We start from the raw sequence: 17,385 nt of genomic DNA on the forward strand, positions 1-17,385 counted from the left end.
CGGTGCGGTTGGCCTGCACCGCGAACGAGGCCATGAATGTGTCACTGAATCGAGAATGAGCATGGACAGTACCAAGAGCGACCAGCCCGAAGGTCGCGCCGCCAGCGCCTTCGCCATCTATCGCGAAGGCGGCACCACGCCGGATATCCGCCTGACGATCAACCTGGTGCTGGTCGCCCGCCGGTGGCGCGCGCTGCTGGACGAGAAGCTGCGCCCGATCGGCCAGAGTTCCGCCCGGATGGAGGCGATGTCCGCCATCATGAACGCGCCCGACCCCAACGCGCAGATCGACATTGCCAAGCGGCTGCGCATCGAAGGGCCGACCATGACGCGCATGGTCGACACGCTCAGCCGGGACGGGCTGGTCGCGCGCGAGCAGGCGCCACATGACCGGCGCACCAACTACGTCACCATCACCGATGCCGGCCTGACCGCGCTGGAGGAGATCTTCGGCGTGGTGGACCCGTTGCGTGACCGCCTGTTCGAAGGGTTCACCCCCGAACAGGTCGTCACCCTGACGGATCAGCTGGCGCTGTTGCTGGAACGGCTGGACGACGGACTGCCGGAGCCGGAGGGCGACTGACGCCCCGAGATGGGCATGCAGGCTGGAACGATGGTGCCGGGCAGGGTTTGAGTAGGCGAACCGAACACCTGACGATCCGGGAGATCGCCCTTGCCTGCTGCCGCCTTGCAGATTGTCCGCGCCTATGACCGCAACCAGTCGGAGGCCGGCACCGCGGGGCAAGCCGCCACCGGTGGCGCGGATGGATGGATCATCGAACTGCCCGGCCTGTTCGATCCGGCGATCGACGCGCCGCTGCGCGAGTGGGTGACGGCGGCAAAGGCCGCCGGGGCACGGCTGATCCTGCAGGCGGACCCGGCCCGGTTCGTGCACGACCATCCGCTGGTCGCCGCCAACCCGGCCGCCTTTGCCCTGCGCAGCGACGGAGCCCCGCGTGGCATCGTCGACCCGCGCAAGCCGATGCCGCTGACGGGCGAGGCCCGCGCACGCTTCCGCGACCCTGCCTGGCAGCCGCTGTTCGCCGGCATACTGGCGGAGCGGCTGGCCGAGCTGGCGCAGGCGGGCCTTGCCGGCCTGCGGCTGGCACCCGGATCGCTGTCGCCTGCCTTGTTTGCCGCAATACGGGAGCAGCTGGTCCGGAGCGCACCGGAGTTCCTGTTCATCGCCGGGCCTGCAGGGGCAGACCGGGCGGGGATGCTGGCGCTGGCGGGGGCCGGCTGCGATTATCTCGTATCCTCGTTCGGCTGGTGGGATGGTGCCGCCCCGTGGCTGCTGGAGGAGCTGAACATCCTGTCCCGCGCGGGGCGCGTGCTGCATGAACTGCCGGGCGGTGCGAGCGCGTGTCAGGCCGCCCTGGCGCAAGCCCTCGGCGGTGGAGTGATCCTGCCCGCCAGCAGCGAACTGACGGTGCAGCCGGCTGGTGCGGCGGCGTTCTCCGGCCCGCTGGTGCGCCTGTCCTCCGGCGCCGATCCGGTGCTGGCGCTCCTGCGCACCGACGGGGCCGATGCGCGGCTGGCCACCCGGGCGGAGCTGATCCTCGCCAATGGCGGCAGTGACGAGGCGGTGGTGACATCTGCGCAGCTGTCCGTCGCCGGTGCCCGCTTCACCGCCGGCATCACGCCCGTGACGCTGGCCGCGGGCGAGGTCAGCCGCGTCACGCTGGATGCCGCGAAGCCCATCACGGCGCAGCCGCCACGCACCGATCCTGCCGCGCTGGCATCCATGCCGCGGCTGGTGCTGGAAGCGATCGAGCCGGTGGTGGATGGCGGCGCCTTTGCCGCCAAGCGCGTGGTGGGGGAGGACGTGACCGTCACTGCCACCCTGTTCGGCGACGGGCACGAACAGCTCGCGGCCGAACTGCTGTGGCGCGCGGGCGACGGTGACGAATGGCAGCGCGTGGCCATGGAGCAGCTGCCCAATGATCGCTGGCGCGCCCGCTTTCCGCTGACCCGCCTTGGCCGGCACCAGTTCGTGGTGGAAGGCTGGCTGGATCGCTGGGGCGGGTTCCGCCGCGACTTCCGCAAGAAGGTCGTGGCCGAGGTCGCGCAGCCGGTCGACCATGCCGAAGGCCGCGCCATCGTGGCCGAAGCGATCGCGCGCATGACGGGCGACGTGCGCAAGCAGCTGGCCGGGCTGCTGCCCCGGCTGGAAAGCGCCAGCGAGGCAGACAGCGTGACGCTGCTGCTGTCGGACGAACTGGCGCAGCTGATGGCGACGGCAGATGACCGCCCCTTCCGCATCGTCAGCGCGCCAGCGCTCGTCGATGCCGAGCGGGTCGAGGCGCGTTTCTCCAGCTGGTACGAGATCTTCCCGCGCTCCATTACCGAAGACAAGGCGCGGCACGGCACCTTTGCCGATGTGATCGGCATCCTGCCGCATGTGCGCGATATGGGCTTCGACACGCTGTACTTCCCGCCGATTCACCCGATCGGTACCGCCAATCGCAAGGGGCCGAACAACACGCTGACGCCCGGGCCGGACGATGTCGGCAGCCCTTACGCCATCGGCAGTCCCGATGGCGGGCACGATGCGCTGCACCCGGAACTGGGCAGCTTCGACGATTTCCGCAGGCTGGTCGCCGCCGCGCACGAGCATGGGCTGGAGATCGCGCTGGACTTCGCCATCCAGTGTTCGCCCGATCATCCGTGGCTGAAGGAGCACCCCGGCTGGTTCGCCTGGCGTCCGGATGGCAGCATGAAATATGCGGAGAACCCGCCCAAGAAGTACCAGGACATCGTCAATGTCGATTTCTATGCGCCGGATGCGATCCCCGGCTTGTGGAACGCCTTGCGTGACGTGATCCTGCTGTGGGTGGCGGAAGGGGTGAAGACCTTCCGCGTGGACAACCCGCACACCAAGACGCTGCCGTTCTGGGAATGGATGATCGGGGAGGTCCGCAGCCTGCATCCGGAGGTGATCTTCCTGTCCGAAGCCTTCACCCGGCCAACCATGATGTACCGTCTGGCCAAGGTCGGCTTCAGCCAGAGCTACACCTATTTCACCTGGCGTGACCACAAGGCGGAGCTGACCGAATATATCGAGGAGCTGACGACAACGGCGCCGAAGGAGTTCTACCGCCCGCACTTCTTCGTCAACACGCCCGACATCAACCCGCACTTCCTGCAGACCGGCGGCCGCCCCGCGCACCGCATCCGTGCAGTGCTGGCGGCGACGCTGTCCGGCCTGTGGGGCGTATATTCCGGGTTCGAGCTGTGCGACGCCGCGCCGCTGGGGCCAGGCAAGGAGGAGTATCTCGACAGCGAGAAGTACGAGATCCGCCCGTACCAGGCGCGCCGGACCGGCGACATCGTGGACGATATCACGCTGCTGAACCATCTGCGCCGCGCGCATCCGGCACTGCAGACGCATCTCAACACGCGCTTCTATGCCACCGACAGCGATCAGATCATCTGGTACGGCAAGCCCGCCGTCGGCGATGGCGCACTGGCGGAGATGATCATGGTGATGGTCAACATGGATCCGCATAACGCCCATGGCTGCACATACGAGGTGCCGTTGTGGCAGTTCGGCCTGCCCGATCACGGCACGATCGCGGTCGAGGATCTGGCGAAAGGCAACAGCTTCCAGCTGCACGGCAAGGCGCAGACCATCCACCTGACCCCGGACGAACCCTATCGCATCTGGCGCTTCAGCCTGCCCAAGGACGCATCGTGACCGAACTTGCCCCCTCCACCACCAGCGCAACCTTTGTCGATCCGGCGGACGATCGGCAGTGGTACAAGGATGCGGTCATCTACCAGCTGCACGTCAAGTCGTTCTTCGATGCGAACAATGACGGGATCGGCGACTTTGCCGGGCTGATGGAGAAGCTGGACTACATCGCCGACCTGGGCGTGACGGCGATCTGGCTGCTGCCCTTCTACCCCTCGCCCCGGCGCGACGACGGCTACGACATTGCCGAGTATCGCGATGTGTCGCCTGACTACGGCACGATCGAGGAGCTGCGCGCGCTGATCGACGCCGCGCATGCGCGTGGCATCCGGGTCATCACGGAACTGGTCATCAATCACACATCCGACCAGCACCCCTGGTTCCAGGCCGCGCGCAAGGCGCCGCCGGGCAGCCCGGAGCGGGACTTCTATGTCTGGTCGGACGACGACAAGCTGTATTCCGGCACCCGCATCATCTTCCTGGACACGGAGAAATCCAACTGGACCTGGGATGAGGAGGCGGGCGCCTATTTCTGGCACCGGTTCTATTCGCACCAGCCGGACCTGAACTTCGACAATCCGGCCGTGCTGCAGGAAGTGCTGGACGTCATGCACTTCTGGCTGGACGCCGGGATCGATGGCTTGCGGCTGGATGCGATCCCCTACCTGATCGAGCGGGACGGCACCTCCAACGAGAACCTGGGCGAGACCCACGAGGTCCTGAAGAAGATCCGCGCCGACCTGGACCAGCATTACCCCGGCCGGATGCTGCTGGCGGAGGCCAACATGTGGCCGGAGGACACGCAGCAATATTTCGGTGCGCGGGAGGACGTGACGGAGGAATGCCACATGGCGTTCCATTTCCCGCTGATGCCGCGCATGTACATGGCAGTGGCGCAGGAAGACCGCTTCCCAATCACCGACATCATGCGGCAGACGCCCGACATCCCGGAGGATGCGCAATGGGCGATCTTCCTGCGCAACCATGACGAGCTGACGCTGGAAATGGTGACGGATGCGGAGCGGGATTACCTCTGGAACACCTACGCCGCCGATCGCCGCGCGCGCATCAATCTGGGCATCCGGCGCCGCCTGGCGCCATTGATGGAGCGGGACCGGCGCCGCATCGAGCTGATGAACGCGCTGCTGCTGACCATGCCCGGTACCCCGGTGCTGTATTATGGCGACGAGATCGGCATGGGCGACAACATCTTCCTGGGGGATCGGGATGGCGTGCGCACGCCGATGCAATGGTCGCCGGACCGCAATGGCGGCTTCTCCAAGGCCGATCCTGCCACGCTGACGCTGCCGGCGATCCAGGATCCGCTCTACGGCTATGCCGCGGTGAACGTGGAGGCGCAGGAGCGTGACCGCCACTCGCTGCTCAACTGGGTCAAGCGGGCGCTGGCCGTGCGCCGCCGCTACCAGGCGTTCGGACGGGGCGAGCAGTGCTTCCTGCGACCGGCCAACCGCCGGATCCTGGCCTATCTGCGCACCTTCGAAGGGGCAAACGGGCCGGAGACGATCCTGTGCGTGGCCAATCTGGGCCGGAATGCGCAGGCGGTGGAGCTGGACCTGCACGAATATGAAGGCCGCACCCCGGTGGAGCTGACCGGCGGCGAATCCTTCCCGGCCATCGGCCAGCTGCCATACCTGCTGACGCTGCCGCCATACGGCTTCCTGTGGTTCGAGCTGACGCAGGGCGACGCGCCCGGCTGGGCCAGCGCGGCGCCGTCGCTCGACAGCGAGCGGCACACCTTCGTGCTGCGGCCGGAACTGGCCGACGTGGCCCGGGGTGGCAACCGTGCCGTGCTGGAGGGCGACATCCTGCCCGCCTATCTGGGTGGTCGCCGCTGGTTCGGTGGCAAGGATGCGCGGATCGACGGCGTCAGCCTGCTGCGCACCACCGCGCTGCCCGGCGCGGACGACCTGCTGCTGGGCGAGCTTGCCGTGACCAGCGATGGCGAGGAGGCGATCTATACCCTGCCGCTGGGCATTACCTGGGAAGGCGAGCGGTCCGGGCCTTTTGCCAGCAACCTGGCGCTGGGGCGGGTGCGCCGTGGGCGCAATGTCGGGCTGCTGACCGACGGGTTCGCCACCCTGACCTTCGCCAGCAGCGTGTTGGCCGCCATGCGTGACGGGGTGACGGTGCCGGCTGACGGCGGCGAACTGCGCTTCGCCGCGACGCCCGCCTTCGACCTGGAGCCGGAGGGCGAGCCGGAATGGCTGTCCGCCGAACAGTCGAACTCGACCGTGATCGTCGGCCAGCAGGCGGTGCTGAAGCTGCTGCGCAAGCTGGCGCCCGGCGTACACCCTGATGCGGAGATGACCCGCTATCTGGGCGAGAACGGGTTCGCCAACGTGCCGGCCGTCATGGGCACGGTGACCCGCGTGGACGAGAGCGGCGAGGAGACGCTGCTGATGATCGCGCAGGCCTTCGTCTACAATCAGGGCGATGGCTGGCAGTGGACGCTGAACGCGCTGGAGCGGCTGTCGACCGATACGGACTGGAGCTTCTCCAATTACGAGAACTTCGCCGCCAATCTGGGGCGCCGCCTGGCGGAGATGCACGAGGTGCTGGCGCGCCCGACCGGCAATGCCGACTTCGCGCCCGAGCAGATGAGCGCCGCCGATGCAGAGGCGCTGGGTGCGCGGGTCGCGGGTGAGGTGGCGCAGGCGATCGGCCGGCTGGCCGATACCGAGCTGTCGGAAGACGTGGCGGCGGATGCCGGCTGGCTGGCCGACAATCGGGCCGCCATCACCGATGCGATTGCCGAACTGGCGAAGCAGGCCGAGGGACAGCAGCGCATCCGCATCCATGGCGACCTGCATCTGGGGCAGGTGCTGATGACCGGGCATGATGTAATGATCATCGATTTCGAAGGCGAGCCGGCCCGGCCGCTGCATGAACGCCGGGCCAAGGATCTGCCGGCGCGCGACGTGGCCGGCATGCTGCGGTCCTTCGATTATGCCGCCGCGGTTGCCGGCAGCAACCGTCCGGCGGCATCCGAAAGCCACGAGGAACGCGCAGGCGAGGGAGCGGAGATGTTCCGTCGCCGTGCGATCGAGGCGTTCCTGGAAGGCTATCACGGGACGGAGAAGCGCGATCCGATGATGCTGCTCTTCGTACTGGAGAAGGCCGCTTACGAAATCGGCTACGAGGCGGCGAACCGCCCCGACTGGATCGGCGTGCCGGCCGGCGGACTGGCGCAGGCAGCGCGCGCATTGCTGCAGGAGAATGGTGAATGACCGAGATGCTTCCTGCCGCCGCCGCGGCCATGCTGGAAGGCCGGCTGGACAATCCCTTCGCCTTCCTGGGCGCGCATCGCGAGGGCGATGCCGTGATTGTGCGCACCTTCCAGCCCGGTGCGGCAAAGGTGGAGGCGATGCAGGGCCGCGCCGCCAGCCCGCTGGCAGAGGCCGCCCCCGGCCTGTTCAGCGGCCCGCTGGCGAATGACGGGGCCTATCTGCTGCGCATCACCTGGCCCGATGGCACGGTGCAGGAGACGGAGGATCCATACGCTTTCGGGCTGGTCCTGTCCGAGTTCGACCTGCACCTGTTCACCGAAGGCCGGCACTTCGACCTGGCGCGCGTGTTCGGCGCGCAGCCCGTCACGGTGGACGGTGTCAGGGGTGTCAACTTCGCAGTGTGGGCGCCCAATGCCCGCCGTGTCAGCGTGGTGGGCGACTGGAACAGCTGGGACGGCCGCCGCCACCCGATGCGCGCCCGCCATCCCACCGGCGTGTGGGAGCTGTTCGTGCCGCGGCTGGCCGCCGACACCCGGTACAAGTTCGAGGTCGCGGGTGCGGATGGCTCGATCGTGCAGAAGGCCGATCCGCTGGCCCGTGCGACCGAAGCGCCCCCCGCCACCGCGTCCATCGTCGCGCCCGTGCCGGACTTCCGCTGGACCGACAGCGACTGGATGGAGGAGCGTGCCGCCAGGCAGGCGCCCGACGCGCCGATCAGCGTGTATGAGGTCCATGCCGGATCGTGGATGCGGACGCAGGGCGAGACGGGTGAGGTGCTGGACTGGGCCGGGCTGACCGAACGGCTGGTCCCCTATGTGGCGGGCATGGGCTTCACCCATGTGGAACTGCTGCCGATCATGGAGCATCCGTTCGGCGGATCGTGGGGCTACCAGCCGCTCGGCCAGTTCGCGCCTTCGGCCCGGTTCGGCACGCCGGACGATTTCGCCGGCTTCGTGGATGCCTGCCACCGGGCGGGCGTGGGCGTGATCCTGGACTGGGTGCCGGCGCATTTCCCGACGGATGCGCATGGCCTGGCCATGTTCGACGGCACGCCGCTGTACGAACATGCCGACCCGCGGGAGGGGTTCCACCAAGACTGGAACACGCTGATCTACAATCTGGGGCGCAACGAGGTGTCCGGCTTCCTGCTGGCGAGCGCGCTCTGGTGGCTGGAGACGTTCCATGTGGACGGGCTGCGCGTCGATGCCGTCGCGTCCATGCTGTACCGCGACTACAGCCGCAATCAGGGTGAGTGGGTGCCCAACGTGCATGGCGGGCGGGAAAATCTGGAGTCGGTCGCGTTCCTGAAGACCATGAACACGCTGGTGGCCGAACGCTGCCCTGGGGCGATCACCATTGCCGAGGAAAGCACCGCGTGGCCGGGCGTGTCGGCGCCGGTCGCGCATGGCGGGCTGGGCTTCGACTACAAGTGGAACATGGGCTGGATGCACGACACGCTCCAGTATTTCGAGCGGGATCCCATGTACCGCAAATGGCACCATGGGGAGCTGACCTTCCCGATGGTCTATGCCTATTCGGAAAAGTACGTCCTGCCGATCAGCCATGACGAGGTGGTCCACGGCAAGGGATCGCTGTGGGACAAGATGCCGGGCGATCCTTGGCGCAAGAGCGCGAACCTGCGCGCCTATCTCGCCTTCATGTGGACGCATCCGGGCAAGAAGCTGCTGTTCATGGGCTGTGAACTGGGCGCGCCGAAGGAGTGGAACCATGATGCCACGCTGCCCTGGCACCTGCTAGACGAGCCCGATCATGCCGGCATCCAGACGCTCGTGCGGGACCTGAACCGGCTTTATGCGGCCGAGCCGGCTTTGCATAAGTTGGATACGGAACCCGGCGGCTTCTTCTGGCTTGTGCCCGATGATGCAGACAACAGCGTGTACGCCTTCGTGCGGGCGGGTGGCGGCGGGGCGCCGATGGCGGTGATCGTCAACATGACGCCCCAGCCGCACCAGTCCTATCGCGTGGGCCTGCCGCAGGGGGGGCGCTGGATGGAAGTCCTGAACACCGATGCCGCGATCTATGGCGGCAGCAACTGGGGCAATGACGGGCAGGTCATGGCCGATGGCCATGGCTGCCACGGTCAGCCGCATTCCGCCGGCGTCAACCTGCCGCCGCTGGGCGTGGTCGTCCTGAAGGCGGGCACTTGAGCCTGAGCCCGCTGCCCGACCGCCTGCAACCGGGATCGCCATACCCGCTGGGCGCTACGTTCGACGGGCTGGGCGTCAACTTCGCGGTGTTTTCCGCCAACGCGGACGGGATGGAGCTGTGCCTGTTCGATCCGCAGGGCGGCAAGGAGATCGCCCGGCTGCCGCTGAACGAATGCACGGACGAGGTATGGCACGGCTACCTGCCCTATGCCCGGCCCGGCCTGCTGTACGGCTTCCGCGCGCATGGCCGGTACGAGCCGGAGCAGGGGCATCGCTTCAACCCGAACAAGCTGCTGCTCGATCCCTATGCCCGGATGCTGCACGGCGATGTGCGCTGGAATGAATCGCTGCACGGCTACCGCCTGCGCTCCCCTCGCAAGGATCTGAGCTTCGACAAGCGCGACAGCGCCTCCGCCATGCCCAAGGGCGTGGTGGTGACGGATGCGTTCGACTGGGGCAACGATGTGCGGCCCAACGTGCCGTGGTCGGAAACTGTGATCTACGAAGCGCATGTGAAGGGCATGACCCGCCTGCTGGAGGACGTGCCCCGGCGCGAGCGCGGCACCTATAGCGCGCTGGCCCATCCCACCGTAATCGATCACCTGAAGCGGATCGGCGTCACCACGCTGGAGCTGCTGCCGATCCACGCCTTCGCGCAGGACCAGCGGCTGCAGGAGGCCGGGCTCGCCAATTACTGGGGCTACAACACGCTGGGCTTCTTCGCGCCCGAACGCCGCTACATGGCGGGCAGTAGCGGGGACGAGCTGCGTATCGCCATCCGCCGGCTGCATGCCGCCGGGATCGAGGTGATCCTGGACGTGGTCTACAACCACACGGCGGAGGGGAGCGAGCTGGGGCCGACCCTGTCCTTCCGCGGGCTGGACAATGCCACCTATTACCGGCTGGTGCAGGATGACCGGCGCTATTGCGTCAACGACACCGGCACCGGCAACACGCTGGACCTCAGCCATCCGCGCGTGATCCAGATGGTCGCGGATTCCCTGCGCCACTGGGTGCAGAGCTACCATGTGGACGGTTTCCGCTTCGACCTGGGCGTGACCCTGGGGCGGGATGGCAACAATGGCTTCGATCCGCGCAGCGGGTTCTTCGACGTGCTGCGGCAGGATCCGGTGCTGGGACAGGTGAAGCTGATCAGCGAGCCGTGGGACATCGGTCCCGGCGGCTACCAGCTGGGCAACCACCCGCCGGGCTTCGCCGAATGGAACGACAAGTTCCGCGACGTGACGCGCAGCTACTGGAACGGCGCACCAGGCGCCCGGCCCGAATTCGCCAACCGCATTGCTGGCAGCGCCGACCTGTTCGACCGGCGTGCGCGCCGGCCCTGGGCCAGCGTCAACTTCGTGTCTGCACATGACGGTTTCACGCTGGCCGACCTCGTCAGCTACAACGACAAGCACAACGAGGCGAACAACGAAGACAACCGGGACGGCCATTCCAACAACCATTCGCGCAACTGGGGTGCGGAAGGGGCGACGGACGATCCCGCCATCACCGGCCTGCGCGACCGGGTGGCCCGGTCGATGCTGACCACCCTGTTTGCCTCGCTCGGCACGCCCATGCTGCTGGGCGGCGACGAGTTCGGGCGCACGCAGAACGGCAACAACAACGCCTATTGCCAGGACAACGAGCTGAGCTGGTTCGACTGGGACCAGTTGCGCAGCGATCGCGGCCGGGCGCTGAGCGACTTCGTCCGCCGGCTGACGGCCGTGCGCCGGGAATATCCGCTGCTGCGCGCGGGCAAGTTCCTGCATGGGGAGGAGGAGATCGCCCCCGGCATGCTCGACATCGACTGGTTCGACGAGCGGGGCGAGCACCTGTCGCAGGAGGACTGGCACAATCCTGAAGGGCGTGCGCTGCTGATGCGGCGGGTGCGCCGGCGCGAGGATGGCGTGCTGGAAGTGGTGTCCATGCTGATGAACGGGTCGGACGATCCGCTGACCTTCAACCTGCCCAGGCCATCGCGGGAGCGGCGGCTGGTGATCGACAGCGCCGATCCGACCGCGCCCGAGCGGGAGATCGGCGACATGGTCGAAGTGCAGGCCCATGCCGTGGTGCTGATTGTCGGCACCGGGACACAGGGCGATAACAATCCGGACGGTGGAGAATGAAGATGCGCTGGGGGCCGGAACTGCTGGGCGGCGGGCGCGCCCGGTTCAACCTGTGGGCGCCTGATCGCGCCGGCGTGATGCTGGAGCTGGAGGGGGCGCAGACGCTGCCCATGGAGCATGGCGCGGATGGCTGGTTCACGGCGGAGACGGAGGCCACGCCCGGCGCCCGCTACCGCTTCCGGCTGGATGCCGACCTGGCCGTGCCCGATCCGGCATCGCGCCAGCAGGCCGCTGGCGAGGATGGCGGCGTCCATGGCTGGAGCGTGCTGACCGATCCGGACGAGTATCGCTGGCAGACGACCGGCTGGCAGGGCCGGCCCTGGCCGGAGGCCGTGATCATGGAGGTGCATGCCGGCGTGCTGGGCGGCTTTGCCGGCGTCGCCGCACTGCTGCCGCAACTGGCGCAGCAGGGCATCACGGCCGTGCAGCTGATGCCGGTCAATGCGTTCACCGGTACGCGCAACTGGGGCTATGACGGTGTGCTGCCCTATGCCGTCGCCGGGGCATATGGCACGCCGGACGAGCTGAAGGCGCTGGTGGATGCGGCGCACGATCTGGGGCTGATGGTCTTCCTGGATGTGGTCTACAACCATTTCGGGCCGGACGGGAACTACCTGGGCGCCTATGCCGCGGGCTTCTTCGACGAACATGCGCATACGCCATGGGGCGGCGCGGTCGCCGTCAGCCGTGATCCGGTACGCCGCTTCTTCATCGACAATGCGCTGATGTGGCTGCGCGACTACCGGATCGACGGCCTGCGCTTCGATGCTGTGCATGCGATCGCCGACAACGCGTTCCTCGACACCATGGCGCGCGAGATCCGCGCCGCGCTGCCCGACCGGCAGACCCATCTGGTGCTGGAGAACGAGAACAACGATCCCGACCGGCTTGCCCCCGGACTGTATGATGCGCAGTGGAACGACGACTTCCACAATGTGCTGCATGTGATCCTGACGGGCGAGCGCGAAGGCTATTACGAAGGCTTTGCCGAACGTGCGACGGAGCGGCTGGCCCGCTGCCTGGCGGAAGGCTTCATCTATCAGGGCGAGGATAGCGGCCACGGCCCACGCGGGGCGCCCAGCGGCCATCTGCCGGCGGGGCGCTTTGTCACCTTCCTCCAGAACCACGACCAGGTCGGCAATCGCGCGCTGGGCGAACGACTGATCAGCCTGACCGATGCCGGCAAGCTGCGCGCTGCGACTGCACTGCAGCTGCTATGCCCGCAGGTGCCGTTGCTGTTCATGGGGGAGACGGAGGGCAGCACCACGCCTTTCCTGTTCTTCACCGACTTCCATGACGAGCTGGCGGACGCGGTGCGCGAAGGCCGCCGCAAGGAGTTCGCGCATTTCGCCGCCTTCTCCGACCCGGAGGCGCGCGAGGGCATCCCCGATCCCAACGACCCCGCCACCTTCACCCGCTCCATGCCCGAGCCGGGCCCGGATGCGGCGGAGTGGCGCAGCTTCTATGCCGACCTGCTGGCCCTCCGCGACGCCTATGTCGTACCGGGGATCGAGGGCGCGCATTCGGCGGGGGCCGAGGTGCTGGGCGAGGGCGCCATCGCCGCCCGCTGGCTGCTGGGTGATGGTTGCACGCTGGGACTGGCCTTCAACCTGGGCGATGCCCCCGTGATTTTCCCTTCGCCGGAGGGCCGGGTCCTGTTCGAACTGGGGGAGGCCGGCACGCCGGCCAGCTTTGTTGCATGGATCGCGAAATGAGTGCCGTGACGGAACTGGCCCGCGCGGTCGGGCTGCAGCCCGAATGGGATGACGCGCAGGCCAGGCCGCAGGTCACCGCCGAGGATGACCTCGCCCGGGTGCTGGCTGCGCTCGGCTATCCCGCCGGCAGCGAGGCGGAGATCGCCGCATCGCACGAGAAGCTGGCGGCGGAGCGGGCGGCCCGCAATTTCCTGTCTGTAGATCTGGGTGACGACCTGCTGATCAACGATGTCGGCATGGCCAAGGCCGAGGTCATGCTGGAGGATGGCGGCGGCATGATCCTGCCGCTGACGGCATATGGCAGCGGTCAGCTGCGCCTGCCCACTTCGCGCATCACCACGCCCGGCTACCACCAGCTGCAGGTCGGCGGGCGGGACTACACGCTGGCGGTGGCGCCGCGGCGCTGCTTCAGCTTCGCCGATGCGGCGCCCGGCCGCCGGCTGTGGGGCAGCGCGGCGCAGATCGCCTCGCTGGTCGATGACCGCCCGTCCGCCTTTGGCGATTTCGGCACGCTGGCCGGGGCCGCCGCGGCGCTGGGGCAGGCGGGGGCGGATGCGCTGGCGATCAGCCCGGCGCATGCACTGTTTCCGGCCGATCCCTCGCGCTTCTCGCCCTATGCGCCGTCCAGCCGGCTGTTCCTCAACATCCTGTATGCCGATCCCCGGCTGGTCGGCGGCACGCTGCCCGGCGGGGCCGGTGGCGAGCTGATCGACTGGGCGGAGGCCATCCCGGCGCGCATCGCCGCCTTGCGCGCGGCCTATGATGCGCGCAGCGATGCCGTGCGGCAGCAGGTCGCCGCCTTCGAGGCGAAGGGCGGACAGGAGCTGCGGCTGCATGCCACCTTCGATGCGCTGCATGCGCATTTCTTCGCCACCGGGGCTGGCGGCTGGCAGGGCTGGCCGCCGGAGTTCCACGATGCGCAGGGCACGGCCGTGCAGCGGTTTGCGGACGAGCATGCGGAGGAAATCGGCTTCTACCTGTTCGCGCAATGGCTGGCTGAAGGCAGCCTGGCTGCCGCGCAGGGCGCTGCCAAGCAGGCCGGCATGGCGATCGGTCTGATCGCCGACCTGGCGGTGGGCATGGACGGCGGCGGCAGCCATGCATGGAGCCGGCCGGACGATCTGCTGACCGGGCTCAGCATCGGCGCGCCGCCCGATCTGCTGGGGCCGCAGGGGCAGGACTGGGGCATCACCAGCTTCGCGCCGATGGCCTTGCAGCGGACCGGCTTCGCCGGCTTCATCGGCACGGTTCGGTCCGCCATCACCCATGCCGGCGGCATCCGCATCGATCACATCCTGGGGCTCAACCGTCTGTGGCTGGTGCCGCATGGCGTGCCGTCGAAACAGGGCGCCTACATCACCTACCCGCTGGACGATTACCTGCGCATCCTGGCGATCGAGAGCCACCGGGCCAGGGCCGTGGTGATCGGCGAGGATCTTGGCACCGTGCCGGAGGGCCTGCGCCCGCGGCTGGCGGCGCGCGCGGTGCATGGCATGAACGTGCTGTGGTTCGAACGCGAGGATGACGGGGCCTTCATCCCCCCGGCCGACTATCGCGCATCCTCCGTCGCCATGACCGGCACGCACGACCTGGCCACGGTCGCCGGCTGGTGGAAGGGCCGCGACGTCGACTGGGCCTGGCGGCTCGGCCGCTCGCGTGCCGACAGCAAGGATGATGACCTGCACGAACGCCAGCGGGACCGCGCGCAATTGTGGGAGGCCATCCGCCAGACCGGATCGGCGCACGGGCCATGCCCGGCCGACTGGGACCGCGACCCGGTGGTGGACGCCGCCGCCGCACATATCGGCACCGCATCCGCCGAACTAGTGATCCTGCCGCTGGAGGATCTGGTCGGGCTGGACGAACAGCCCAACCTGCCCGGCACGATCGACGAACATCCCAACTGGCGCCGGCGCCTGCCCGCGCCCGTGCCCGACCTGCTGGCCAGCCCGCAGATCGCATCCCGCGCCCGCCGCATCGGCGCAGCGCGCAAAGGAAACCCAGCTTGACCATCCCCCGCGCCACCTACCGCCTGCAGCTGCACCGCGACTTCCCGTTCAGCGCGGCGGAGGCGATCGTGCCCTACCTGCATGATCTGGGCATCAGCCATGTCTATGCCAGCCCGATCACCACCGCAGTGGCAGGGTCGATGCACGGCTATGACGTCACCGACCCCACGCAGGTGAACCCGGAACTGGGCGGGGAAGAGGGCCTGCGCTCGCTGGTCGCCGCCTTGCGTGCGCATGGCATGGGCCTGATCATCGACATCGTGCCCAATCACATGGGCATCGCCGGCGGCGAGAACCCGTGGTGGCAGGACGTGCTGCGACACGGGCAGGGCAGCCATTATGCCCGCTTCTTCGACATCGACTGGAGCGGCAAGCCGCTGCTGCCGATCCTGGGCGCCCGGCTGGAGGATGTGCTGGCCGACGGGCAGATCACGATCGCCCGCGACGGCGAGGATGCCGAGCTGGTGGTCTATGGCGAGCACCGTGTGCCGATCCGCCCCGAGGATCAGGCTGACCTGCCCGCCGACGGCGATGTCGCCGGCCTGCGCGCCCTGCTGGACCGGCAGCATTACCTGCTGGGCTGGTGGCGCACCGCAGATGACGAGCTGAACTGGCGCCGCTTCTTCACCGTCAGCGAACTGGCCGGCCTGCGGGTCGAGGATCCGCAGGTGTTCGACGAAACCCACGCGCTGTACTTCCGGCTTTATGCCGAAGGGCTGGTGGACGGCCTGCGGGTCGATCATGTGGACGGCCTGTCCGATCCCGGCACCTATTGCCGCACGCTGCGCGCGCGGCTGGACGCGATCGAACGGTCCGCCGATGTGCCGGGTGGCCCGGCCTATCTGGTGGTCGAGAAGATCCTGGGCGCGGGCGAACGCCTGCCGACCACCTGGCAGGTGGACGGCACCAGCGGCTACGACTTCATGGAGGAGGTCAGCGCCGTGCTGCACGATCCGGCGGGCGAGGCCCCGCTGACGCAGCTGTGGCACGAATTCAGCGGGCGCGACCTGACCTGGCACCAGGAGGAATTGCTGGCGCGCCAGCAGCTGCTGTCCTGGTCGTTCGACAGCCAGTTCCGCGCCTGTGCCGAGCTGTTCGCCGAACTGGCGGCATCGCGGCCGGAGAGTCGCGGCTGGACGCTGGGCATGATGCGCCGCGCGATCGAGCGGCTGCTGTGGGTGTTCCCGGTCTATCGTACCTACCGTCCGCGCGACAATCCGCCGACGCAGGATGCCATGCTGGACCGCGTGCGCGCAGCCGTGATCCCCTACGCCCCGCCGGGCGAATCCGGCGTGGTGGAGCAGATCCTGGACTGGCTGGTGGAACCGTCCGAAGGCGATCCGCTGCTGCAGGCCGCGCGCCGCCGCTTCTGGCAATTGTCCGCCCCGATCGCGGCCAAGGCGGTCGAGGATACCGGGTTCTATCGCTATTGCCGGCTGCTCAGCCGCACCGACGTGGGCTTCGATGCCGGCCGCTTCGGCCAGAGTGCAGCGGAATTCCACGCCGGCAATGCGGAACGGGCCGAGCATTTCCCCGCCGCGATGCTGGCCACCGCCACGCACGACCACAAGCGGGGCGAGGATGTGCGCGCGCGGCTGGCGGTGCTGAGCAGCGTGCCCGAACTGTGGCGTCAGGAGGTCACCGGCTGGGACTGGCTGGCCGGCGGCGAGGGCACGGGGATGCATGCCGCTGACCGCTACGCCCTGTGGCAGACGCTGTTCGGCGCCTGGCCGGCCGGCCTCGCAGCGGATGATGCTGCAGGCAAGGCCGACTTTGCGGAACGGGTCAACGCCTGGCAGCAGAAGGCCCTGCGCGAGGCGAAGTTGCGTTCGTCATGGGAGGCGCCGGACGAGGCCTACGAACAGCTTTGCGCCGACCTCGTCACCGCCCTGCTGACGGAGGAGCGGCATGCTCCCTTGGTGGGCGCCATCGTGACCTTCGTGGAGAAGGTGGAGCCCGCCTTCCGCGCCACGGCGCTGGTGCAGCTGGGCCTGCGCCTGACGGTGCCGGGCATGCCCGACACCTATCAGGGAACCGAGCAGGAGGATTTCAGCCTGGTCGATCCCGACAATCGCCGTCCGGTGGATTATGCCGCGCGGGCTGGTGGCGGACACTGGAAGGGCGATGTGCTGCGCCGCCTGCTGGCGCTGCGCCGCGACCATGCCGCCCTGTTCGCCGGGCGCAGCTACGTGCCTGTGGAAGCGACCGGTCCGCGGGCCGACAATGTGCTGGCGTTCCGGCGCGAAGGTGACGGGGAGACGCTGACCTTCGCCTTCGCGCTGCATTGTTCGGCCGCGATCATCGAGAGCGACGGCGCCATGCCGGACCGTGACTGGTGGGGTGACACGAAGCTGGGCGATGTGCTGGCGGCGGATGCCTTCGCCACGGCGCCGATCCACCTGTCGGCCTGATCCGCCGGCGC

8 protein-coding genes are annotated in these 17,385 nt (G+C 68.3%); all 8 read left to right on the forward strand.

Translation table 11 applies throughout. The annotated features are described in order from the left end of the window. Window positions 1–61 precede the first annotated feature (61 nt). Window positions 62–583: a MarR family winged helix-turn-helix transcriptional regulator gene (locus tag PK98_RS16090; RefSeq protein WP_161792445.1), complete on the forward strand. Its 522-nt coding sequence runs from the start codon at window positions 62–64 to the stop codon at window positions 581–583. 90 nt (window positions 584–673) lie between these two features. Continuing rightward, window positions 674–3,697, forward strand: a complete 3,024-nt coding sequence (locus tag PK98_RS16420) for an alpha-1,4-glucan--maltose-1-phosphate maltosyltransferase (protein WP_152608667.1) — start codon at window positions 674–676, stop codon at window positions 3,695–3,697. Next, the gene (gene treS, locus PK98_RS13425; protein ID WP_081996242.1) at window positions 3,694–6,942 is read left to right on the forward strand and encodes a maltose alpha-D-glucosyltransferase; all 3,249 of its coding nucleotides are present in this window, start codon (window positions 3,694–3,696) and stop codon (window positions 6,940–6,942) included. Before PK98_RS16420 ends, treS begins: the two co-directional genes overlap by 4 nt. Before the next feature lie 5 nt (window positions 6,943–6,947). After that, entirely contained in the window at window positions 6,948–9,110 is a 2,163-nt protein-coding gene (gene glgB / locus PK98_RS13430; RefSeq protein ID WP_200885057.1) for a 1,4-alpha-glucan branching protein GlgB, read from the forward strand. After that, on the forward strand, window positions 9,107–11,239 hold the full coding sequence (gene glgX / locus PK98_RS13435; protein ID WP_235425514.1) for a glycogen debranching protein GlgX: 2,133 nt from the start codon (window positions 9,107–9,109) through the stop codon (window positions 11,237–11,239). Before glgB ends, glgX begins: the two co-directional genes overlap by 4 nt. After that, on the forward strand, window positions 11,236–12,954 hold the full coding sequence (treZ, locus tag PK98_RS13440; protein WP_039097339.1) for a malto-oligosyltrehalose trehalohydrolase: 1,719 nt from the start codon (window positions 11,236–11,238) through the stop codon (window positions 12,952–12,954). Before glgX ends, treZ begins: the two co-directional genes overlap by 4 nt. Further along, window positions 12,951–14,963, forward strand: coding sequence for a 4-alpha-glucanotransferase (gene malQ / locus PK98_RS13445; RefSeq protein WP_039097340.1), 2,013 nt, complete (start codon window positions 12,951–12,953; stop codon window positions 14,961–14,963). Before treZ ends, malQ begins: the two co-directional genes overlap by 4 nt. Next, window positions 14,960–17,374 carry a malto-oligosyltrehalose synthase gene (gene treY, locus PK98_RS13450; protein WP_235425515.1) on the forward strand — a complete coding sequence of 805 codons (2,415 nt, stop codon included), beginning with the start codon at window positions 14,960–14,962 and terminating at the stop codon, window positions 17,372–17,374. The genes malQ and treY overlap by 4 nt, the downstream gene beginning before the upstream one ends. Window positions 17,375–17,385 lie beyond the last annotated feature (11 nt).

Origin of the sequence: Croceibacterium mercuriale (assembly GCF_000802385.1) — a bacterium.
GTDB classification, from domain to species: Bacteria; Pseudomonadota; Alphaproteobacteria; order Sphingomonadales; family Sphingomonadaceae; genus Croceibacterium; species Croceibacterium mercuriale.